Consider the following 21,853-nt stretch of genomic DNA (forward strand, 5'->3'; position numbering starts at 1 on the left):
TTCCGAAGTGGGATGAGTCAGGGGGTGGTGGGTCGGGATAGTTGGGCTCAGCATCTGGCGTACGTCGTTCTTTTCGAGGCAGGAGTTCCGTGATGGGCCGCACCTCTATTCGTTGTCGCAGTGATGGTGACCGACACGGTCGCACGTGTGGTCGCAGGGGTAGTCGTCTCGGTCTCCGTGTTCGGCGTGCTCTCGGAGTGGCGGTGGTTGTGCCCGTGCTGGCCGTTTCGGCTGTGGGGTGCAGCGGCGGCGGTGACGGCGGCGGGAAGAAGGAGGGCAAGGAGCAGGCGACCGGCGGCGGTTCCGGTGACGGCGGCGACGAGGGCACCGGTGGTGGCAACGGCGAGGACGGCGCCGGGGGCGGTATCGCGCCGCTGGACGAGAAGCAGTTGAAGGAGGCGCTTCTCAAGTCCGGTGATGTGAAGGGTTATCGGGCGCAGCGCAACAAGGAGGACGCGCTGCCGGAGCAGAACACGATGGAGTCGGACGATCCGCGGTGCTCCCCGATCACCGATGTGGTGGATTCCAAGCCGGAGCACGAGCGCAAGGCGTACACGAGCGGCGTGCTGATGAAAGGTTCCCTCAGTACGGGGGGTGCGGTGCAGCAGGTGCTGCTGTCCTCGTACGCGGAGGGCGGGGCCGAGAAGTGGCTGGCGCAGCTGAAGAAGGCGCTGAGCGGCTGCAGTTCGTTCACGGGGAAGATCGGCGCGGGTGAGAAGACGCGGCTTCGGACGAAGCCGGGTGAGGCCGTGGGCGTCGGGGACGATTCGGTGCAGTTCACGATGGAGGACGCGAAGGGGAAGGACTCCCCGACGGTCTTCACCATCGTCCGTACGGGTGCCAACACGGCGTCGTTCATGTCGGTTTCGCTGTCGGGCGAGCCGCAGTCGGTGGCCAAGTCCCTGGTGGAGAAGCAGCACGAGAAGCTGACGGACGCGGCGGAGAACTAGCCGGGGAATCAAGCGGCGGACCAGGCAGAGGGCCACGCGGCGAACCAGGCGGCGAACCGGCGGAGAGCTGGGAGCGGAACGACGCCCGGAACCAGGCCGGGCAACCGGGCCGGGAACCAGTCCGGGAGCCAGTCCGGGAGCCAGGCCGGGAGCCAGGCCGGCGATCGGAGGGACGTGCAAGGCCGCCGCCCGTGCGGGCGTTCCGCGGGCCGCGTCCGCGTGTGCGGGGTGATCGTCCGCACCAGCCGTGCGGTGCCCGGCCGTCGGCGTACCGCATAGGCTGTCCCATGTCAGCCAGATGTTCAGCAGGGGGCTTCCGCCATGACGACAGGCCGGATCGAGGGGGCACGCCCTCACGCTTCGCCGGCGACGGCCGCGCCACCGAACCGGGCCTATGCCGGGCAGATCGTGAACTTCCCCGATCCGGTGAGGGTGGCCCGTCATCCCGGTGGGGTACGGGTCGACGAGCACGGCCTGCCGGTCTTCGCTCCGTACGCGCGTGCCGCCGCCGAGATCGCGGAGCCGCCGGAGGGCTTCGGCGGCGACGAACTGCGGCTGACGGACTACGTGTCGGCGAACGCCGCGCTGCACGCCTCTGGGCACGAACTGTGGGCGGATCTGCCCCCGGTGGCCACTCCGCACGGCTGGACGTGGCATCACGTGCCGTTTTGCCGCCGCATGGAGCTGATCCCCGTAGAGGTGAAGGTGCTGCTGCGGCATCACGGCGGGCTGGCGACGGCGAACGTCGATCACGCCAAGGGCGGTACGCGGCCGTTGCAGGACACCAGGCCGGTGCACTTCGAGGTGCCGCACTCGGTCGCGGTGACCGAGTCGCAGGTGCTGGAGGTCGAGGAACGGCTGGGGTACGGACTGCCGCCCGCCTACCGGGCGTTCCTGAAGGCCGCGGGCGGCTGCGCGCCGCGCGGGGTGGCGCTGGACGCCGAGTTGGGGCTGCTGGTCGACCAGCCGTTCTTCACGGTGCGGGAGGACGCTGCCGTGAACGACCTCGTCTACATCAACAAGTGCCTGCGCGACCACTTCACCAAGGACTTCCTCGGGGTGGGCTTCGTGCAGGGCGGCCTGATCGCGGTGAAGGTGAAGGGCGAATCCGTCGGCTCGGTGTGGTTCTGCGCCTTCGACGACGCACGCGATCAGGACGGTCTGGACGTACAGGCCCGCGTGGAGAGGCTCATGCGGCCGTGCGGCGCGGACTTCGACGAGTTCCTGCTGCGGCTCGCGGGCAGCCCGCCGGAGCTGGAGACCGTGGCGAACCTGATGGTGGACGGCGGTTTCGCACGAGCGGTCCAAGTGTGAGGCCGGCGTTGAGGGTTGAGGAGTGAGCGCGCGATGGTGACCTTCGCACAGGCTCAGGAGCGCGCGGAGCGCTGGGTCAACGGTGATGTGCCGGACGAACAGCACAGTGAGGTGCGGGTGCGGGAGTTCGACCTGGGCTTCGTCGCCTGGGCGGAGCAGCCCGGCGGGCCCGGCGCCGAAGTGACCCGTATGCGGCTGGTGATAGCGCGGGACAGCGGAGACACGACGCTGTGGCCTGGGCTGCCGGTGGGCGAGGTCATCCGCCGCTACGAGGAGGAGTACGGCCCGACTGAGGTGCCGGCCACCGCTCCGGGCGGCGCGTCCGCGCCGCAGCGGCTGGACCTGGAGGCCACCTCCTTCCTGCTGACCCCGCCGGAGTGGCTGCAGCAGGCCGCCGACCAGATGGGCATCCCGGGCCGGCGGAGCGCGGGTGCCGGGGCGGGCGCCGGTACGGGTGCGGCAGCGGGCGCGGGTGCCGGGGCCAGCCCGTGGGACGCGGCGGACACCAGCAGTTCGGGCGGCGGCGAGGCACAGTCCCCGCCCGCGACGGTCTTCGCGCCGCCCCTCTCCGGCGACCCGGCGTCGCCGGACGCGAAGACGGAGATGATGCCCGAGGGCCCGGCCCTGCCGTCCACGGCCGTGTCCCCCGCTGTGGACGGCACGGACCAGCAGGCACAGGCACAGGGCCAGGCGCCCGGCCAGGCCCAGGGACAGGTGCCCGGACAGCCTCACGGGCCGGGCGTGCCTCCGCCTCCGCCCATGCCGCCGAACGCACCGGCACCGCCCCCCGGTCCGGCCTCCGGCGGTGACAGCGGCGGTGACAGCGGCGGCGGCATGCACCATGCGGCGACGATGCTGGCGGACCCGTCACAGGGCGGCGCCGGCGGAATCGGTGCGCCTCCGCCTCCCGGTCCTCCCGGTCCTCCCGGTCCGCCCGGGCCTCCCGGAGCGGTGGGCGCCGGCCCCGACGCCGATACGGGCAGGGCCGCGACGGGCGGCTCCGCAGCAGCGCCGCCCTCTCGGGGGAGCGGACCGTCCGTACCGCCGCCCCCTGGCGCACCGGGCACACCCGGCGCCAGGCCCGGCGGCGACGCGGGCCCCGGCTCGCCGCCCGGTGCGTCCGGGCCGCCCGGCGCGGGCTACGTACCGACGCAGATGGTCTCCGCCGACGAGGTGGCACAGCTCGGCGACAGCGGCCCCGGCGACAGCGGCCCCGGCGACAGCCCGGGCGCCCCCGGTACGCCTCCGCCCCCCGGTGCCCCGGGCGCACCCGGCGCCGGTGGCGGCGACGACGTACACCACGCCGCGACGATGCTGGCGTCCCCGCCCCCCTCCCCGTCCGCGGGGGGCCCGAGCACACCGGCGCCACCGGGGCCTCCCGCCCCGCCGCCTCCCGTGCCCGGGGCTCCTGCCGGTGCCCCTCCGCAGGGGTACGGCTTCCCGCAGCAGGGGCCGCCCGCCGGTCCGCCGCCCGCCGCGGGGCCGCCCGCCGCCGCGCCCGCCGGCCCCGGCGCCCCCGCGGGGCCCGCCCCGCCCGCGTACGGCTATCCGCAGCAGCAGGCGCCGCCCTCCGGCGTGCCCACCGTCGGCCCCGGCTACATGGCGGTGCTCCGCTACCGCGCGCCGGACGGCTCGGAGCAGCAGCTGATCAGGCGCTCCGCCCCCGGCACTCCGCACCCGGAGTGGCAGATCCTGCACGAGCTGCGGAACATGAACGTGCCGCCGCAGCAAGTGGTGGAGCTGCACACCGAGTTGGAGTCCTGCGAGCTGCCCGGCGGCTACTGCGCCCGCATGATCCGCGAGACGTGGCCGCAGGTACGGGTCACGCACACCGCGCCGTACGGACGCGACCACACCTCCCGTCAGCAGGGAATGCGCCATCTCCTGGAGCACCAGGGCGAGTTGGCCCAGGTCGCGGACGGCCCGGCCCGGCCGGCCCCGTACCGGGTGCCGTTGCCGCCGCCGCACCAGATTCCGCCCGTGCCTCCCGTGCCGCCGGACGCGATCGGGCAGGAGCTGCTTCAGGCGTTCGGGCCGCAGGCCGTCTTCCGCTTCGACCAGCACGCCGTCTCGCGGCAGGGCGTGCCCGACATCGTCGGGCAGACGCTGGTGTGGGCGGGGCTGCCGGTGGACGTCGGACCGTTCTTCTGGGGGCAGACCCAGCCGGGCCGTCCGGTGCCGACGCTGGCCGAGCTGGCCCAGGAGCGGGGCGTGCAGCCCGGCGCGGACGCGGGCTCGTATCTGGTGATGGGCAACGACTTCGGCAAGCAGATGTGCGTGCAGTACGGCACCGCGAACATCGTGGCCGTACCGCTGGAGGGCGGCCCCGAAGGGCAGCCCGCGCAGCCGCAGTTCGTGAGCACCGGTCTGCCGGAGTTCGTACGGGCGCTCGCGCTGCTCGGCCGGATGTGGCCGCTGCGGTACGGGCTGACGCAGGAGCAGGCGGGCCGCTGGACGGTCGACTTCCAGGCTCAGCTCGCCGCGCTGGACCCTGCGGCGCTCTCCTCGCCGGAGAACTGGTGGGCGGTGCTGCTGGAGCAGATGTGGGACGGGCTGTTCTAGGGGGTGTCCCGCGAGGATCCGCCGGACGCCCCCTCGGGCACCTTGGCATGACGAATGCGCCTTTCACAGCCGGCCGTTGAGGCGGGTTGGCGCGTCTGCACAGGCAGGCGCGCCTCCGGTCACCCGACTCGGGCCTGCTGTTCACAGACCGGGCTCACGAGTCCGGGCTCACGAGGCGACCGTCCGGAATGCGATTGTCCGCCGTTCCGGCACCGCACTACGTTGCCCGTGTGGATCTCTTCTCACGCTCCTGGACGGCGTTGCGCGCCGCGGTCGCCGAGCTCCCGGACAAGGACTTCGGGCAGCCCTCCGGCTGCGCCGGCTGGCTCGTGCGGGACCTCGTGTGCCATCTGGTCATCGACGCGCAGGACGTGCTGATCACCCTCGTCACCCCCGTCGCAGGGGAACCGACCGTCGACGCGGCGGCCTACTGGAACGTCGAGGACCGGCCGCCGACCGGTGATGACCCGCTGGACGCGCTGACCGTCCGGCTGGCCGCTGCGTACGGGGAACCGAGCCTGCTCAAGTTCCACCTGGACGACGTCGGTTCGGCCGCGGGACGCGCCGCGCGGCTCGCCGACCCCGGCGTCCGGGTGGGCACCCGCGACGTGGTTCTCACCGTCGGCGACTACCTCAGCGCGTACGTCCTGGAATGGACGCTGCACCACCTCGACCTGATCGCGCACCTCCCGGACGCGGCGGAGCCGCCCACGGAGGGTCTGGCCCGGTCCCGCGCGATGCTCGAGGAGATCGCCGGCGCCGCGTTCCCTGCGTCGTTGACCGACAAGGACGCGCTTCTGGTCGGCACCGGCCGCCGGGCGCCGACCGGAGCGGAGAAGGCCGCGCTCGGCGAACTGGCCGCGAGAGTGCCCCTCTTCCTCGGCTGACACTTCCACCGGAGCGGCAGGACGGGCAGGCGGGCCGGGTGCGGCAGCCGCACCGTTCACCTTTCGGGTCACCCTTCGAGGCGGAAGCCTGCCCGGCCGTATGTCACTCGCACGGATGGTCCGCGACGCCCGTGAGGTGACGGGCGGCGCGATCCCCGCGGCGAGGGCATCGCCGCTGGTGCCGCGCACGATCCCTGGCGACATGGAACCCGTGCGGCCCGCTCAGGGAGGCGGGCCGCCGCCTTCGTGCTGCACTCGTATGAAGTGTCGCGCTATGACCGCTTCGCTCTCATCGAGAAGGATGTGCCTTCGCCGTTGAGTGTGTTGCTGAGGTAAGGGGCTCGATATGGGTGCGTCGCCGCATGCGTTCACTGTTGTACGGGGCCGCGGCTACCGGCCCGAGCAGGTCGACCGGGCGATGGCCGTGCTGATCGGGCAGCAGGAGGAGGACCGCGGGCGCATGGCCGAACTGGCCGCGCTCGAGACGGAACTCACCGCGGAGGCCGAGCGGTTGAGGGGTCTCGCGGAGTCGCTGCCGCCGCAGACGTACGAGTGCCTGGGCGAACGTGCCCGGCGGCTGCTGACGCTGGCCGAGGCGGAGGCCGCGGACGTACGGGAGGCGACCGGCACCGACGTCGCACGGACCAGGGCGGACGCCGAAGCGCACGCCGAGGCCGTCCGGTTGGCCGCGGAGGAGGAAGCGGAGCTGCTGCGGACCGAAGCGGCCGCGGCCGCTGCCCGCAGGGTCGAGGCGGCACGCAGCGAGGCCGAGGCCGTGCAGGCCGCCGCGCGGGAGGTCGCGCGGCAGACGCGTACCGATGCGGAGGAGGCGCTCCGGGAGACGGAGGCGCACTGCGCGGAGGCGCTGGCCGAGCAGGAGCGGACGCAGGCTGCCACATCGGAGGAAGCCGGGCGTGAACTCGCCGAGCGCAGGCGGGCCGTCGAGGCGTACGCCGGTGAACTGGCCTACCGCGGCGAGGAGTTGCTGGAGGCGGCCCGGCAGGAGCGTGCCGGGGCCGAGGAGGACGCGCGGCGCTGGCAGGAGGAGGCGCAGGCGCGGGGCGGGAAGCTGCTCGCGGGGGCACGGGTGCGTGCGGAGGCCGTGGAGCGGGAGACCGAGCGGGTGCTGGGCGAACACGCCGAGCACGCGGCGGAGATGAGGCGGCACATGGCGCGGGTGCGCAGCACTCTCGCGGCGCTGACGGGGCGTACGGCGGGGCACGGCGACGAGCAGCCGGAGCGCCCCCGGCGGCAGGCGCAGGCCTCCAGGTCCGGGGCGGACGCTGCGGAGGGCGCCGAGAGCGCCGCCGAGGGCGCCGGAAGCACCGGGAGCGCCGAGAGGGCGACAGGCACGGACGGGGAGACCTGCGGAGCGGCCGAAGTCGTCACCGTCCCCGGGCAGGTCAGGGGCCGCGGCCGCTGAGCCCTCCGTACCGTTCCGCCCGAAGTCCAGGCCCCCGCGCCTGCTGCGGAGGACCTGCCGCGGAGGACCTGCTGCCGAGGGCCGGGTGCGAGTGCCCGGTGCCTCAGCGGCGCCTGGCTCCGGCCAGCAGCCGCGGTTCCGCCGCCCTGTACTCCGTACGCCCCTGATCCTGCTTGCGGCGGCCGCTGAGGAAGGTGCCCGCCCAGCCGAGCAGGAAGCCGACGGGGATGCTGATCATGCCGCTGGTGGTGAGCGGGAAGATGTCGAAGTCCTTGTCGGGGAAGAGCGATTGGGGCGTGCCGGAGATCGTCGTGGAGTAGGCCGTCACCACGATCGCCGCGGCCGTGCCGCCGATGAGCGTGCCGAGCAGCCCGACCCGCGTGAAGCGACGCCAGAAGAGGCTGTAGACGAGCGCCGGCGCGATGGCGGACGCGGCGATGCTGAAGGACAGGATTATCAGCGCGCGTAGCGCCTTGTCCTGGACGAGTACGGCCAGCGCGATCGCGGGTGCTCCGACGGCGAAGGCGGCGAGGCGTGCGATGAGCAGTTCGCGCCGCGGGGAGGGTTCGCCGCTGCGGGTCATCACGTGTGCGTACAGGTCGTGGGCGAGCGAGTTGCCGCAGGCGAGGATCATGCCGGCGACGGACGAGAGCAGCGTGAGGAAGACGGCCGTGGAGACGGTGGTGAAGACGAACGTCGACAGGGCGGCGGAGTCGGCGAGGATCGCCCGGGCCAGCTGGAGGATCGCGGTGCTGCCCTCGGGGTCGGCCGCCGCGAGGGCCTCCCGGCCGAGGAGTGCGGTCGCTCCGGCGCCGATGACGGCGATGAGGAGCACGAAGACCGCCATGATCATGACGGCGTAGGACATCGCGCGGCGGATGTCGGGCGCGTTCCTCGCGGTGAACATGCGCATCGTGACGTGCGGCAGGCATGCGGCGCCGAAGACGACGGTGAGCGAGCTGGCGATCAGGTCGACCTTGCCGATGGACGTCGGCTCGATCAGCAGCCCGGAGCGGGCATAGGCGGCGCCCCGTCCGCTGCCGATGTCGGCGAGTGTGACGAGTCGCGAGGGGTTCCAGCCGACCTTGTCCATGACGAGCAGGGCGAGCATCAGCGAGGCGCCGAAGAGCACCACGAGCTTGATGATGTGGATGAGTGCCGTGCCCTTCATCCCGCCGATCGCGGCGTAGCCGATCATGAGGCCGCCGAGGGCGACGATCGTGGCCGTACGGACGGAGGAGCCCTCGAAGCCCAGCACGAGGGTGACGAGATGGCCGGCGCCCGAGAGTTGGAAGACCATCAGGGGCAGCAGCGCGGCGAGCGTGACCGCGGTCGCCGCGAGCCGGACCAGGCGGCTGGGGGCGCGGTGGGTGAGGGCGTCGCCCATGGTGAACCGGCCCGCGTTGCGCAGCGGTTCGGCCAGCAGAACCATCAGCAGAAGCAGGGAGAGCGCGGTGCCGAGGGCGAGGACGAGTCCGTCGAAGCCGGTGAGGGCGATGATGCCGATGGTGGACAGGACGGTGGCGGCGGAGATGTAGTCGCCGGCGATGGCGAAGCCGTTGCGCAGCGGGGCGAGGGTGCGGAAGCCGGTGTAGAACTCGTCGAGGTCGTCGCGTTCGGCGCTGGTCATGATGCACAGCAGCAGCGTGATGCTGACCAGGGCGGCGAAGATGGCGAAGGACAGGGACTGCGAACCGGCGTCCACAGAGCTCGGGTTCACCGGCGTTCCTCCTCGCTCTCACGCGCTTCCTCGTCGGCTATGCGCACCCGGTGGGAGATGGGGTCGACGGTGGCGCGGGCGGAGAGCTCGTACGTGACGATCGTCAGCAGGGTGATGGGGATCAGCAGCAGTCCGAGGAAGACACCGAGGTTGACGGAGCCGAACACGGACTGCGACATGAGGTCGGGCAGATAGGCCGCCATGCCGAGGAACACGGTGAAGTAGCCGAGCACGATCAGGGTCATGCTGCGGCGCAGCCAGCGGTAGGCCGTGCGCAGCCGGCGGAGCTCGGTGTCGGCGTGGGCGGGAACGCTGGGCGCGTGCGTCGGCGGCGGGCTGTGGGAGGGGCGTGGCGGGTGGAACGGGCGGGGTGGATAGGCGGGTCCGGGCCGGTACGTTCCGTAGTCGTCGAAGTACCCATGTTGTTCGCCGTTGTTGAACGCCATGCGCGCCTCCCCTCCGTACGGGGCCGAACGCCCGAGGTTGAGCGCACGTTACTGGCGGGTGTCGGGTCGTTGGAAGGGACGCGGGGAAACCTGTCACATTTCCAACATCGTCACTGAAGGTCATGGCAGCCGTGTTGGTTCCGGGTTCCGGCCGGGTTCCGGGTGGGCGTCGGCCGGGCTCCGGGTGGGCTCCGGGTGGCTGCGGCCCGTCCCCTAGGGGTGTTCCGTCGGTCGGCGGCCGCGCGGAATCGTCCTGGAGAGGGACGAGGGCGCCGCTGCCGCCGCCTAGGCTCCTGTCACGGAGCCGGCCCGGATCTGCGGACGGGCTCCCGGGCGGCAGGGCCGGGGTGGGGCCAGCCCCCGCATCCGAAGAGGTACGGGCACCATCGCGGCGCGCACCCGCGCGGCGGGAGACTCCAGACGAAGCTCACCACGGCTCGCGGGTTCACGGCTCACGGATTCACAGCTCACGGGCCACGGACTCACAACTCACTGCCTGCGGCGCTGCGGCACAGGGCCGTACCGCGCAGGCGCACGGCGCGGAGACGCCGGAAACAGCGGAAACAGCGAAACAGCGGAACAGCGGAAACGCCGGAGAACACCGGACGGGGAGAGGAACACACCATGACGACGGCTGTAGCGGACCCCAGGAGCGGGGGCAGCGGGGCGCGTTCGGCCGTTGCGGCCTCCGCCCGTCAGCTGGTCAAGGCGTACGGATCGGGCGAGACGCGGGTCGTCGCGCTCGACCATGTCGATGTGGACATCGCACGCGGCGAGTTCACCGCGATCATGGGCCCTTCGGGGTCGGGCAAGTCGACGCTGATGCACTGTCTGGCCGGTCTGGATTCGGTAAGCGAGGGACGGATCTTCGTCGGCGAGCAGGAGATCACGCGCCTGAAGGACAAGAAGCTGACGCGGCTGCGGCGCGACCGGATCGGCTTCATCTTCCAGGCGTACAACCTGCTGCCGACTCTCAACGCCCTGGAGAACATCACGCTCCCCATGGACATCGCCGGCCGCAAACCCGACAAGGAGTGGCTGGAGACGGTCATCTCGACCGTCGGCCTCCACGACCGTCTGGGGCACCGGCCGACCCAGCTCTCCGGCGGCCAGCAGCAGCGGGTGGCCGTCGCGCGGGCACTCGCGGCCCGCCCCGAGATCATCTTCGGTGACGAGCCGACGGGCAACCTCGACTCCCGTGCGGGCGCCGAGATGCTGGGCTTCCTGCGCCGCTCCGTCGACGAGCTGCGGCAGACCATGGTGATGGTCACGCACGACCCGGTGGCAGCCGCGTACGCGGACCGCGTGCTCTATCTCGCGGACGGACGCATCGTCGACGAGATGTACCGGCCGACCGCCGAGGCCGTACTGGACAAGATGCTGCGCCTCGCGGAGGGCACGGACCCGGGCGCGGTGACGCCCGCCGGAGCGGGCCCGGCACCGGCCGCGCAGGGCGCGCAGGATGCGCTGGACCTGGACGGCGTTTCGGGCGGTGCCGGCCGCACCCCGGACGGACTGGCCGCATTCGGCAGCCTCGACGACGGATTCGACGCCTTCGGCGCCAACGGGGGCCGGCCGTGACCGTGTTCAAGGCTTCGCTGCGCAACTTCTTCGCGCACAAAGGGAGGATGGCGCTCAGCGCCGTCGCCGTCGTGCTGTCGGTGGCGTTCGTGTGCGGCACGCTCGTCTTCACCGACACGATGAACACCACCTTCGACCGGCTCTTCGCCTCCACGTCGGCCGACGTGACCGTCAGCCCGAAGAAGACGGACGACGCCGGCTCGGGCGGCGGCCAGAGCTCCGGCAAGCCCCGCACGGTGCCGGCCTCCGCTCTCTCCGAGGCCCGCGAGGCCGGCGGAGCCGAGTCGGCGGAAGGCATGGTCTCCAGCGAGCAGGTCACCGTCGTCGACGGCGACGACAAGAACATCGGCTCCACCACCGGAGCCCCCACCATCGCCGCCAACTGGACCGCGGGCGACCGCAACACGATGAAGATCACATCGGGACACGCGCCCCGCGGCGCGTCCGAGGTGATGGTCGACGCCGACACCGCGGAGAAGCGCAACCTGAAGCTCGGCGACGAGCTGCGGACGATCGCCACCACCGGCGACTTCTCCGCGCGCGTCTCCGGAATCGCGACGTTCCAGGTCACCAACCCCGGAGCGGCGATCGTCTACTTCGACACCGCCACCGCCCAGCGGGTGCTGCTCGGCCGCACCGGCTCGTACACGGGCATCGCGGTCACCGCCGAAGAGGGCGTCACACACGGGCTGTTGAAGAAGAACGTGACGGCGTCGCTGGGCGCGGGCGAGTACACGTACCAGACGAAGAAGGAGGCCGCGGACTCCAGCCGGGAGGAGATGGGCGCCTTCCTCGACGTGATGAAGTACGCGCTGCTCGGCTTCGCGGGCATCGCCCTGCTGGTGGGCGTCTTCCTCATCGTCAACACCTTCTCGATGCTGGTCGCTCAGCGCACCCGCGAGATCGGTCTGATGCGGGCCATCGGGTCGAGCCGCAGACAGGTCAACAGGTCCGTGCTGATCGAGGCGTTGCTGCTGGGCGTCGTGGGGTCCCTGCTGGGCGTCGGCGCCGGCGTCGGGCTGGCGGTCGGGCTGATGGAGCTCATGGGCCTGCTGGGCATGAACCTGAGCACGTCCGAACTGACGGTGGCGTGGACGACGCCCGTCACCGGGCTCGTGCTGGGCATCCTCGTCACGCTGTTCGCGGCGTATCTGCCGGCGCGGCGTGCCGGGCGGGTCTCCCCGATGGCGGCGCTGCGGGACGCGGGCACGCCCGCGGACGTCAAGGCCGGGACGGTACGCGCCGTCCTCGGCGTCCTCCTCACGGGCGGCGGCGGAGCAGCCCTCTACGCCGCCACACAGGCGGAGAAGGCGGGCCAGGGGTCGCTGTATCTGGGAGCGGGCGTCGTCCTCACCCTGCTCGGCCTCATCGTCGTCGGGCCGGTGCTCGCCGGCGGGCTGGTGAGGGTGCTGTCGGTGGTGACGCTGAGGCCGTTCGGCGGCCGGGTGGGGCGTCTCGCGGAGCGGAACGCGCTGCGCAATCCCCGCCGTACGGGCGCCACGGCCGCGGCGCTGATGATCGGGCTGGCGCTCGTCGCGTCGCTGTCGGTCGTCGGGTCGTCGATGGTCGCTTCGGCGACGCAGGAGCTGGACCGTTCGGTCGGCGCGGACTTCATCATCCAGTCCGGCAACGGCCAGCCGATCACTCCCGCCGTGGAGCGGAAGCTCAAGGGCTCGGAGTCGCTGGAGACCGTCACCTCCTACAAGATGGTCCCCGCGAGGATCACCACGCCGGACGGGAAGTCGGGCAGCGAGCAGCTCTCCGCGACCGACCCCTCGTACATGAAGGACCTGCGACGCGAGGTGAAGTCCGGTGATCTGACGGCGGCTTACGACCGTGACGCGATGTCCGTCGGCTCGGCCTACGCCAAGGAGCACGGCATCAAGACCGGCGACACGCTGGAGGTCGCTTTCGCGGGCGGCCGCACGGCGAAGCTCACGGTGGCGGCGGTCACCAAGGAGGAGACCAGCGTCGACAAGGGGGCGATGTACACCGGCATCGCCACCGCGCGCCGTCACCTCCCAGAGGACCGGATGCCGTCCAGCGTGATGATGTTCGGGTCGGCGAAGGACGGCCAGGAGGACGCGGCGTACACGGCGCTCAAGAAGGAGCTAAAGCCGTACCCGCAGTACCAGGTGCGTGACCAGGCCGACTTCAAGGAGACCCTGCAGGACCAGGTCGGGCAGATGCTCAACATGGTCTACGGACTGCTGGCGCTGGCGATCATCGTCGCGGTCCTGGGAGTGGTGAACACCCTCGCGCTCTCCGTCGTCGAACGCACCCGCGAGATCGGTCTGATGCGGGCCATCGGTCTGGCGCGGCGTCAACTGCGGCGCATGATCCGGCTGGAGTCGGTCGTCATCGCGCTCTTCGGCGCCATGCTCGGGCTGGGTCTGGGGATGTGCTGGGGCGCTGCGGCGCAGAAGCTGCTGGCGCTGGAAGGGCTGAACGTGCTGGAGATCCCGTGGCCGACGATCGGCGCGGTCTTCGCCGGCTCGGCCCTGGTGGGTCTGGTGGCGGCGCTGGTGCCGGCGTTCCGTGCGGGCCGGATGAATGTGCTCAACGCGATCGCTACGGAGTGACGGGCCGGCCGTCGACCGGCGCCTGGGCCTTGTCCTGGTTTGCTCGTGTCTAAGGCTTTCTTTCTGTATGTCCACTTGATACTGATTCCGGCTCGGTGACCGCCGGGCCGGAATCAGCAAGGAGAGGCACAGATGAGAAAGAACTTGGCTCTCAGCGCGGCCGCCCTGGCACTGGCCGTGGTGGCCGGCGGCGGGTGGACGGCGCAGGCCGACTCGGCGCCCGTGGCCAAGCCCAAGGGACACGGCAAGATCCACGGGTACGAGGTAGTACATCTGCCCAGCGAGGAAGTGCCCAACTTCGAGCGCCGCACGGTCTGGTGCCCGAAGGGCAAGGAGGTGCTCGGCGGCGGTGCCCACGCCGAGCCCGAAGGGGCGGAGCTCGCCGGCAGCTTCCCCACCCACAACCACAGGGGCTGGGTCGGGGTCGGCCAGCAGGACGACAGCCCCACGGTCGAGATCAGCGTCTACGCGATCTGCGCCTACCCCCGCTGACAGCGGTCGGAGGTCGTCCGACAGCGGACAGCTGACAGCTGACAGCTGACAGCGGTCATCCGACGGCTGACATCAGACAGCTGACAGGTGACAGATGACAGATGACCGAATGTGAGCGCCGGGCACCCGCACCGGCACTCGTACCGACCGCATGACGCAGTCCGCAGGCACCGGCGGCCCGGAGCGACCCACAAGGTCCCGGGCCGCCGGTGCCTGTCGCTGTCACGGCTCACACGCGCCGGGGGCCGGGCGGGGCCGGGCGGGGGCCGGGCCGGAAGGCCGGAACCGCCCCCGGCGGGAGATCGCGGCCACGCCTGTCCGCGGGTCGCCGTAGGCTTGGAATCCCCCGGAACGTCCGCGTAGCGCCGTTGCGGGGCGTTCGCGTTGCCCACCCCCGGACGGGAAGCCACCCCTGATGAGTCTCACCGGACTGCTCGACGCCGTCGCGCGTGACCCCGCGCTGCAGGAGGCCGTCGAGGCCGCCTCCGACGGCAACCGGCACCACGTCGACCTCGTCGGCCCCTCCGCCGCCCGGCCTTTCGCGGTGGCGGCGCTCGCGCGCTCCTCGGGCCGTCCGGTGCTCGCCGTGACCGCGACGGGCCGGGAGGCGGAGGACCTGACTCAGGCACTGCGCTCGCTGCTGCCCCCCGAGGGGGTCGTGGAGTACCCGTCGTGGGAGACGCTGCCCCACGAGCGGCTCTCGCCCCGCTCCGACACCGTGGGCCGCCGCCTCGCCGTGCTGCGCCGGCTCACGCACCCCGACGCGGACGGCGACGCCGGCACGGGCCCGGTCAGCGTCGTCGTCGCGCCCGTACGGTCAGTGCTCCAGCCGCAGGTCAAGGGCCTGGGAGAGCTGGAGCCCGTGGCCCTGCGGCAGGGGCAGAGCACGGACATGGAAGAAGTCGTGGACGCGCTGGCCGCGGCCGCGTACTCGCGCGTCGAACTCATCGAGAAGCGCGGAGAGTTCGCCGTACGCGGCGGCATCCTCGACGTCTTCCCGCCCACCGAGGAGCACCCGCTCCGCGTGGAGTTCTGGGGCGACGAGATCGAGGAGATCCGCTATTTCCGCGTCGCCGACCAGCGCTCCCTGGAGGCGGCCGAACACGGCCTGTGGGCGCCGCCGTGCCGGGAGCTGCTGCTGACGGACGACGTGCGGCGGCGGGCCGCAGCCCTCGCCGAGGAGCACCCGGAGCTCGGCGAGCTGCTCGGGAAGATCGCCGAGGGCATCGCGGTCGAGGGCATGGAGTCCCTCGCGCCCGTCCTCGTCGACGACATGGAGCTGCTGCTCGACGTCGTACCGAAGGGGACGATGACGCTGGTGTGCGACCCGGAGCGGGTCCGCACACGGGCGGCGGATCTGGTGGCCACCTCGCAGGAGTTCCTCCAGGCCTCGTGGAGCGCCACCGCGATGTCGGACAGCGGCAAGGCGCCCGTCGACCTGGGCGCGGCGTCCCTGTGGGGCATCGCCGACCTGCGCGAGCGCGCCCGTGAGCTGGGCATGATGTGGTGGTCGGTCAGCCCGTTCAGCTCCGGCGCCGCCCCCGCGGGCCCGGACGGCGACGAGGCGTACGACGCCGCGTACGAGGAGTCCCTCGCCGAGGGCGCCGACGTGCTGCGCCTGGGCATGCGCGCCCCCGAGAGCTACCGCGGCGACACCGCCCGCGCCCTCGCCGACACCAAGGAGTGGCTGTCGGCGGGCTGGCAGTGCGTCTATGTCACCGAGGCGCACGGCCCCGCCGTACGTACGGTCGAAGTCCTCAGCGGCGAGGGCATCGCCGCCCGCCAGGAGAGCGACCTGGGCGAGATCGCCCCGTCCGTGGTGCACGTGGCGCGCGGCTGCCTCGACAACGGCTTCGTCGATCCCGGGCTGAAGCTCGCGGTGCTCACCGAGACCGATCTGTCGGGCCAGCGGGCCGCGGGCCGCGAGGCCGCCCGCATGCCTGCGCGGCGGCGCAAGCAGATCGACCCGCTCACGCTCGTCCCCGGTGACTTCATTGTCCACGAGCAGCACGGCGTCGGCCGCTACGTCGAGATGGTGCAGCGCACCGTGCAGGGCGCCACCCGCGAATACCTCCTGGTCGAGTACGCTCCGGCCAAGCGCGGCCAGCCCGGGGACCGCCTCTTCGTGCCCACGGACCAGCTGGAACAGGTCACCAAGTACGTCGGCGGCGAGCAGCCCTCGCTGCACCGCCTCGGCGGCGCCGACTGGACGAAGACGAAGGCGCGGGCGAAGAAGGCCGTCAAGGAGATCGCCGCCGACCTCATCAAGCTGTATTCGGCGCGCATGGCCGCCCCCGGCCACGCCTTCGGCCAGGACTCGCCCTGGCAGCGCGAGTTGGAGGACGCCTTCCCGTACGCCGAGACGCCGGACCAGCTGACCACCATCGGCGAGGTCAAGGAGGACATGGAGAAGTCCGTCCCGATGGACCGGCTCATCTGCGGCGACGTCGGCTACGGCAAGACGGAGATCGCGGTGCGGGCGGCGTTCAAGGCCGTGCAGGACGGCAAGCAGGCCGCCGTCCTCGTTCCCACGACGCTCCTGGTCCAGCAGCACTTCTCGACCTTCACCGAGCGCTACGGGCAGTTCCCCGTCAACGTACGGGCGCTGTCGCGCTTCCAGACCGAGTCGGAGGCGCGGGCGGTCGTCGACGGCCTGCGGGAAGGCACGGTCGACATCGTCATCGGCACGCACCGGCTCTTCTCCTCCGACACCAAGTTCAAGGACCTGGGCCTGCTCATCGTCGACGAGGAGCAGCGTTTCGGAGTCGAGCACAAGGAGCAGCTGAAGAAGCTGCGGGCGAACGTCGACGTGCTGAGCATGTCCGCCACCCCCATCCCCAGGACGCTGGAGATGGCGGTCACCGGCATCCGCGAGATGTCGACGATCACCACGCCGCCCGAGGAGCGGCATCCGGTGCTGACGTTCGTCGGCCCGTACGAGGAGCGGCAGATCGGCGCGGCCATCCGCCGTGAACTGCTGCGCGAGGGGCAGGTCTTCTACATCCACAACCGTGTGGAGTCCATCGAGCGTGCGGCGGCGCGGCTGCGGCAGACCGTGCCGGAGGCCCGTATCGCCACGGCGCACGGGCAGATGTCGGAGCAGGCGCTGGAGCAGGTCGTGGTGGACTTCTGGGAGAAGAAGTCCGATGTGCTGGTCGCCACGACGATCGTCGAGAACGGCATCGACATCTCCAACGCCAACACCCTCATCGTCGAACGCGGCGACAACTTCGGCCTCTCGCAGCTGCATCAGCTGCGCGGCCGGGTCGGCCGCGGCCGCGAGCGCGGCTACGCCTACTTCCTCTACCCGCCGGAGAAGCCGCTGACCGAGACGGCGCACGAACGGCTCGCCACCATCGCCCAGCACACCGAGATGGGCGCCGGCATGTACGTCGCGATGAAGGACCTTGAGATCCGCGGCGCCGGCAATCTGCTCGGCGGCGAACAGTCCGGCCACATCGCGGGCGTGGGTTTCGACCTGTACGTACGCATGGTCGGCGAAGCCGTCGCCGACTACCGGAACGCGCTGGAGCAGGGCGGCGAGGTCGAGGAGGCCCCGCTCGAGGTCAAGATCGAGCTGCCCGTCGACGCGCACGTGCCGCACGACTACGCGCCGGGTGAGCGGCTGCGTCTGCAGGCCTACCGTGCCATCGCCTCAGCGAACTCCGAGGAGGACATCACCGCCGTACGGGAGGAACTGGCCGACCGCTACGGGCCGTTGCCGGAGCCTGTGGAGAACCTGCTGCTCGTCGCGGGCCTGCGGATGCTCGCCCGCTCGTGCGGCGTCACGGACATCACCCTGCAGGGCAGCAACGTGCGCTTCAGCCCTGTCGAGCTGCGGGAGTCGCAGGAGCTTCGGCTCGGACGCGTCTACCCGCGGTCGGTCGTCAAGCGGGCGGCCCGGCAGGTGCTGGTGCCGCGTCCCAAGGCGGGCGGCATCGGCGGCAAGCCGGTCGTGGGGCGCGAACTGCTCGCGTGGGTGGGCGAGTTCCTCACCACGGTTCCGGGGTCGTGAGCGGGGCCCGTGCCGGGTCGGTCCCGTACTCGGCCCGTGTCCGGGTCGGTCCCGGGCCCGTGACGGTGCCCCGGGTCGGTCCCGGGTCCGTGACGGTGTCCGGGTCGGTCCCGGGTCCGTGACGATGACGGGTCTCGTGCCCGCTCAGGGGTGCTGGAAGGCGACTTCGGGATTGGCCGGTGACGGCCCGTACAGCAGCGGCTGCGGGATGCCGCGCAGATGCTCGTCGAAGAAGGCGCCCACGTAGGCGCGGGTGATCTCACCGGAACGGTCGCCCGGCAAGGGCGCTTCGGGATCGGTCATGCCCAACTGCCCCGCCAGCACGGGCAGATCGATGAAGGTGAAATGCCCGGAGCCGGTGACCGTCAGCCACCGCTTCCAGCCGTCCAGTCGTGCGAAGTCCCGGTCCCAGGTGGCGTCCGCTCCTCCGGGGCTGTGGCCGGCCGCCGTGCCCATGAGCATGAACGGACGGCCGCCGAGCCCGGATTCGGGGACGGGTGCGAAGAAGGTGCCGTCCAGGTTCACCCCGGCCCGTACCCGTCGGTCGTCGGCCATGAGCCGTGCGGCGGCGTCGCCGCCGATGGAGTGCCCGGCCGCACCGATGCGGCCGCGGTCGATCATGCGGGCGTGCGGCCAGGTGGGGCGGTGGCCGTGCCGTCCCGTCAACCGGTCGAGCACGAAGGAGACGTCGGCGGAGCGTCCTTCGGCGACCTTCGCCAGCACCGCCCTCGACTCCTCGTCGTCGGGCGCCTCCTCGAGCACGTCGCAGGCGGCGCAAGCGGTGAACCTTCCGCCGGGGAAGGATGTGCCGTAGGACTCGTATGCGTGGTCGACCACCGCCACGACATGGCCGCGGCCCGCGAGTTCCTCGGCGAGGACGCTCAACGTGCCGCGCTGCAGCGTGAAGCCGGGGGAGAGGACGATCAGGGGGTGCCGTCCGCGGGCGGGACGCGCATCGCTGCGGGCGTTCGCACGCACCGATGTCACCGTCTCCACCGGGATCTTCCCGTCCAGCTTCTGGCCCTTCAGCAGGGCCTTCGCCTCGCGCCCCGTCATGTACGGGGCGGTGCCGTCGCCGGTGCCGTGGCGCGCCGGATAGTACATCGACACCATCAACTCCCGTGGCTCGGCCTGCGGTTGCCAGGGGTCCGTACGGGAGCGGTCCACGAGATGGAGGGTGTCGCGTCCGACGGCGTACGGGCCTGTGGGACGGGGCAGCGTCAGGCGGGCGTCAGCCGGACCCGCCCGACCCGCCGGGCCGCCCTGTCCGGCGCCGGTCACGCGTGGTACGTCAGCAGGCGCGTGCCCGGCCGCTGCGGCGTCCCCCGCAGTGAGCAATGGCGACGGCAGGGCGAGGGCGAGGGCGAGCGCGGAGACGAATGCCACGGCTGCGGACCGACGCGTACGGGAGGTCCCGTGGCCCCCGGTCCGGCGTGCCGCCGCGGTGCGGGCCGCTGCGGTGGTACTGGGCGCTGTCATGGAACGGGACGCTATGGTGCGGGATTCGGGGCCGCCATCCGGCAGACCCCTGGAAGGCGAGTAGGGGTGGCAGGACCGGACGCACCCCGTACGGGAGCGCCTGTCCGCCCCGGCGGACGGTGTGACAGCCTCCCGGAACCGTCCGGTTAACCCCGAATCGTTGCCGGGAAGAGAGCTGAAGCGGTGGTCTCCACCACTTCGGCTGCTTAACATCGATCAACGCCGAGGTCGTGCACAACCGCCGCACGCCCCTAGCCGCCGTCCGGGAGAGCTGATGCACAGCAGCACCAAAGCAAGCCGCCGCCGCAGGTCCGCGATCACCGTCAGTGGTGCGGCCGCGCTGCTCGTCGCCGCGCCGCTGCTCACCGCCTGCGGCGACGACGCGCACCCGGGCGCCGCTGCGGTGACGGGCGGCCAACGCATCAGCATGGGACAGCTGCAGTCGAAGGTGGAGGCGGTACGGGACGCGCAGCGCGCCGCTCCCCGCAGCGAGGAGATGATCAAGGGCAGCGGGCAGTTGACGCGGGCGGCCCTGGACAGCCTGATCCGCGAACGCATCGTCGAGAAGGCCGCGAAGGACGAGGGCGTGTCCGTCACGCGCCGCGAAGTGGGCAAGTACCACGCGGAGTTGAGGAAACAGGCGGGCGGGGAGAAGCAGCTGAAGGACGCGCTGCTGCAGCAGCAGGCCGTCGCTCCCTCGCAGATCGACGACTGGCTGCGCATGCAGGTCGCCGTGGACAAGATCGCGAAGGCCGGCGACATCGACCCGCGGACGCCGCAGGGCAACGCGGCGCTGCGGAAGAAGTTCTCCACCACCTCCGAGGACCTGCACATCGACGTCAACCCGCGCTACGGGAAGTGGGACGCGAAGGCGGCCACTCTCGGCAACGACACCGATCCCTGGCTGCGGGACCTGACCGGCAAGCAGCAGGACCGGCAGCAGCAACAGCCGCAGCCGCAGATGTAACGCGGGCCGCCCGGCCCGGCTCCGGCGACGAGCGGCGCTGACGGGGCCGCCCGTCCCGGCTCCGGCCACGAGCGGGGCCGTACCGCCGCTGCGTTACGTTCGACGGGTGAACGCATCTCCCCGTACCGGTCGCATCGTCCTCCTCACCACCAGCCACCGTGTGGCGCCCGGGCTGCTGTCCTGGCCCGCCTGGGAGGCGCTGCGCGCCGCCGACCGCGTCGTGTGCGGCGATCCGGAACACCCGTTGCTGCCGTACGTGCGGGAGGCGGGCGTCGACGTCGGCACCGGGCCGCTGCCGACGGCCCGTGAACTGGTCGAGGCGTGCTCGGAAGGCCGTACGACCGTCGTCATCGCCGCCGCCGAGGGTGAGCCGCGGCTGACCGACGGACTGGCCGCGCTGGCCGGTTCGGGGCGTACGTCGATGCCGGAGCTGGAGCTGCTGCCCGGCTCGTACGATCTGCCCGGCGCGCGGGTCCTCGACCTGGTGCAGGTCATGGACAGCATCCGCCGGGACTGCCCGTGGAGCGGGGCCCGGACGCACGAAGGGCTGGTCAAGTACGGCATCGAGGAGATGTACGAACTCGTCGAGGCGATCGAGGAGGACGACCGGGGCGCGCTGTGCGAGGAGTTGGGGGACGTGCTGCTGCAGGTGGTCTTCCACGCCCGCATCGCACAGGAGGACCCGGAGGAGCCCTTCACGATCGACGACGTGGCCGGCGGCATCGTGGAGAAGCTGATCCACCGGCACCCGCATGTGTTCGGGGAGGAGCAGGCGGCGACGGCGGAGGAGGTGCGGGAGCACTGGCTCCGTACGAAGGCCGTCGAGAAGCGGCGGGACTCGGTGACGGAGGGGATCCCGTTGGGGCAGCCCGCGCTGGCGCTGGCCGCGAAGCTGGCGCAGCGGGTGCGGCTGGCGGAGCTGGACGTGGCGGCCGGGGCGGCCGGGCCGCCCGGCCCGGCCGGGCCGGGCGGACCGGCCGGGCCGGGCGGGACGGGCGGGACGGGCGCGGCGGACGACGGCGCCGGCGGCGTCGGCGGCGAGCTCCTCGCGCTGGCCGTGCGCGCAGAAGCGGAAGGCATCGATCCGGAGACGGCCCTGCGGGCAGCGGCCCGCCGATACCGGGACGCGATTCGAGTCGTCGAGGGCGTGAGCGCCGACCCAGAGTGAGAGCAGCGCTCTCGAACCGGGTCGGCGCTCGGGTCGCGGCCGTCCGAACCCTTACGTCGGTCGGGCGGTGTAAGGAGGGAGGAGCGAGGGGGCCGGAGAGAGGTCGGCGAGGTTTCGAGAGCACCGCTCTCATATCGGGGCGCTGATCCTGCTGGGGGCGTTGTCTCGTTCGTGAGCGCTGCTCTCGCCTAGGAGCACCGCTCCTGCCTGGGGTTGGCGCTCCCCTAGGTGAGCACCGCTCCCGCCCGGTGTCTGGGCTCTTCTAGG

Annotated in this window: 14 protein-coding genes; 11 read left to right on the forward strand and 3 right to left on the reverse strand. The window is 72.0% G+C overall.

The features are described from left to right. The first annotated feature begins 203 nt into the window (after positions 1-203). From ACSMXX_RS20190 to ACSMXX_RS20210, 5 genes are all read left to right on the forward strand, one after another. Positions 204-950 (forward strand): hypothetical protein, encoded by a 747-nt coding sequence (locus ACSMXX_RS20190; protein ID WP_473180106.1) that lies wholly within the window; start codon positions 204-206, stop codon positions 948-950. Positions 951-1,271: 321 nt separating this feature from the next. Beyond that, complete coding sequence (locus ACSMXX_RS20195) at positions 1,272-2,264, forward strand: SMI1/KNR4 family protein (protein ID WP_473180107.1); 993 nt, start codon at positions 1,272-1,274, stop codon at positions 2,262-2,264. A 33-nt stretch (positions 2,265-2,297) separates the two neighbouring features. After that, positions 2,298-4,826 (forward strand): SUKH-4 family immunity protein, encoded by a 2,529-nt coding sequence (locus ACSMXX_RS20200; RefSeq protein WP_473180108.1) that lies wholly within the window; start codon positions 2,298-2,300, stop codon positions 4,824-4,826. Between the two features lie 230 nt (positions 4,827-5,056). Continuing rightward, on the forward strand, positions 5,057-5,713 hold the full coding sequence (locus tag ACSMXX_RS20205; RefSeq protein WP_473180109.1) for a maleylpyruvate isomerase N-terminal domain-containing protein: 657 nt from the start codon (positions 5,057-5,059) through the stop codon (positions 5,711-5,713). Positions 5,714-6,059: 346 nt separating this feature from the next. Next, complete coding sequence (locus ACSMXX_RS20210; RefSeq protein WP_473180110.1) at positions 6,060-7,136, forward strand: cellulose-binding protein; 1,077 nt, start codon at positions 6,060-6,062, stop codon at positions 7,134-7,136. A gap of 103 nt (positions 7,137-7,239) precedes the next feature. Here the strand turns inward: ACSMXX_RS20210 and ACSMXX_RS20215 are convergent, their stop codons facing one another. Continuing rightward, positions 7,240-8,856: a sodium/solute symporter gene (locus tag ACSMXX_RS20215; RefSeq protein ID WP_473180111.1), complete on the reverse strand. Its 1,617-nt coding sequence runs from the start codon at positions 8,854-8,856 to the stop codon at positions 7,240-7,242. Next, positions 8,853-9,302 (reverse strand): DUF485 domain-containing protein, encoded by a 450-nt coding sequence (locus tag ACSMXX_RS20220; protein ID WP_473180112.1) that lies wholly within the window; start codon positions 9,300-9,302, stop codon positions 8,853-8,855. The genes ACSMXX_RS20215 and ACSMXX_RS20220 overlap by 4 nt, the downstream gene beginning before the upstream one ends. Before the next feature lie 624 nt (positions 9,303-9,926). On the opposite strand from ACSMXX_RS20220, the gene ACSMXX_RS20225 reads away from it, so the two are divergent. From ACSMXX_RS20225 to mfd, 4 genes are all read left to right on the forward strand, one after another. Continuing rightward, entirely contained in the window at positions 9,927-10,883 is a 957-nt protein-coding gene (locus ACSMXX_RS20225) for an ABC transporter ATP-binding protein (protein ID WP_473180113.1), read from the forward strand. Next, on the forward strand, positions 10,880-13,465 hold the full coding sequence (locus tag ACSMXX_RS20230; RefSeq protein ID WP_473180114.1) for an ABC transporter permease: 2,586 nt from the start codon (positions 10,880-10,882) through the stop codon (positions 13,463-13,465). Before ACSMXX_RS20225 ends, ACSMXX_RS20230 begins: the two co-directional genes overlap by 4 nt. A gap of 132 nt (positions 13,466-13,597) precedes the next feature. Beyond that, positions 13,598-13,957, forward strand: coding sequence for a hypothetical protein (locus tag ACSMXX_RS20235; RefSeq protein WP_473180115.1), 360 nt, complete (start codon positions 13,598-13,600; stop codon positions 13,955-13,957). A 415-nt stretch (positions 13,958-14,372) separates the two neighbouring features. Continuing rightward, positions 14,373-17,972 (forward strand): transcription-repair coupling factor, encoded by a 3,600-nt coding sequence (mfd, locus tag ACSMXX_RS20240; protein WP_473180116.1) that lies wholly within the window; start codon positions 14,373-14,375, stop codon positions 17,970-17,972. A 144-nt stretch (positions 17,973-18,116) separates the two neighbouring features. Here mfd and ACSMXX_RS20245 read toward each other — a convergent pair whose 3' ends face one another. Continuing rightward, a complete protein-coding gene (locus ACSMXX_RS20245; RefSeq protein ID WP_473180117.1) occupies positions 18,117-19,451 on the reverse strand; it encodes an alpha/beta hydrolase family protein in 1,335 nt (444 codons plus the stop codon). 274 nt (positions 19,452-19,725) lie between these two features. Between ACSMXX_RS20245 and ACSMXX_RS20250 the strand changes: the two genes are divergently transcribed. Continuing rightward, positions 19,726-20,418: a SurA N-terminal domain-containing protein gene (locus ACSMXX_RS20250; protein WP_473180118.1), complete on the forward strand. Its 693-nt coding sequence runs from the start codon at positions 19,726-19,728 to the stop codon at positions 20,416-20,418. Positions 20,419-20,524: 106 nt separating this feature from the next. After that, the gene (locus ACSMXX_RS20255; protein ID WP_473180119.1) at positions 20,525-21,586 is read left to right on the forward strand and encodes a nucleoside triphosphate pyrophosphohydrolase; all 1,062 of its coding nucleotides are present in this window, start codon (positions 20,525-20,527) and stop codon (positions 21,584-21,586) included. Positions 21,587-21,853: the final 267 nt, after the last annotated feature.

Source organism: Streptomyces sp. DSM 116795, assembly GCF_055792905.1.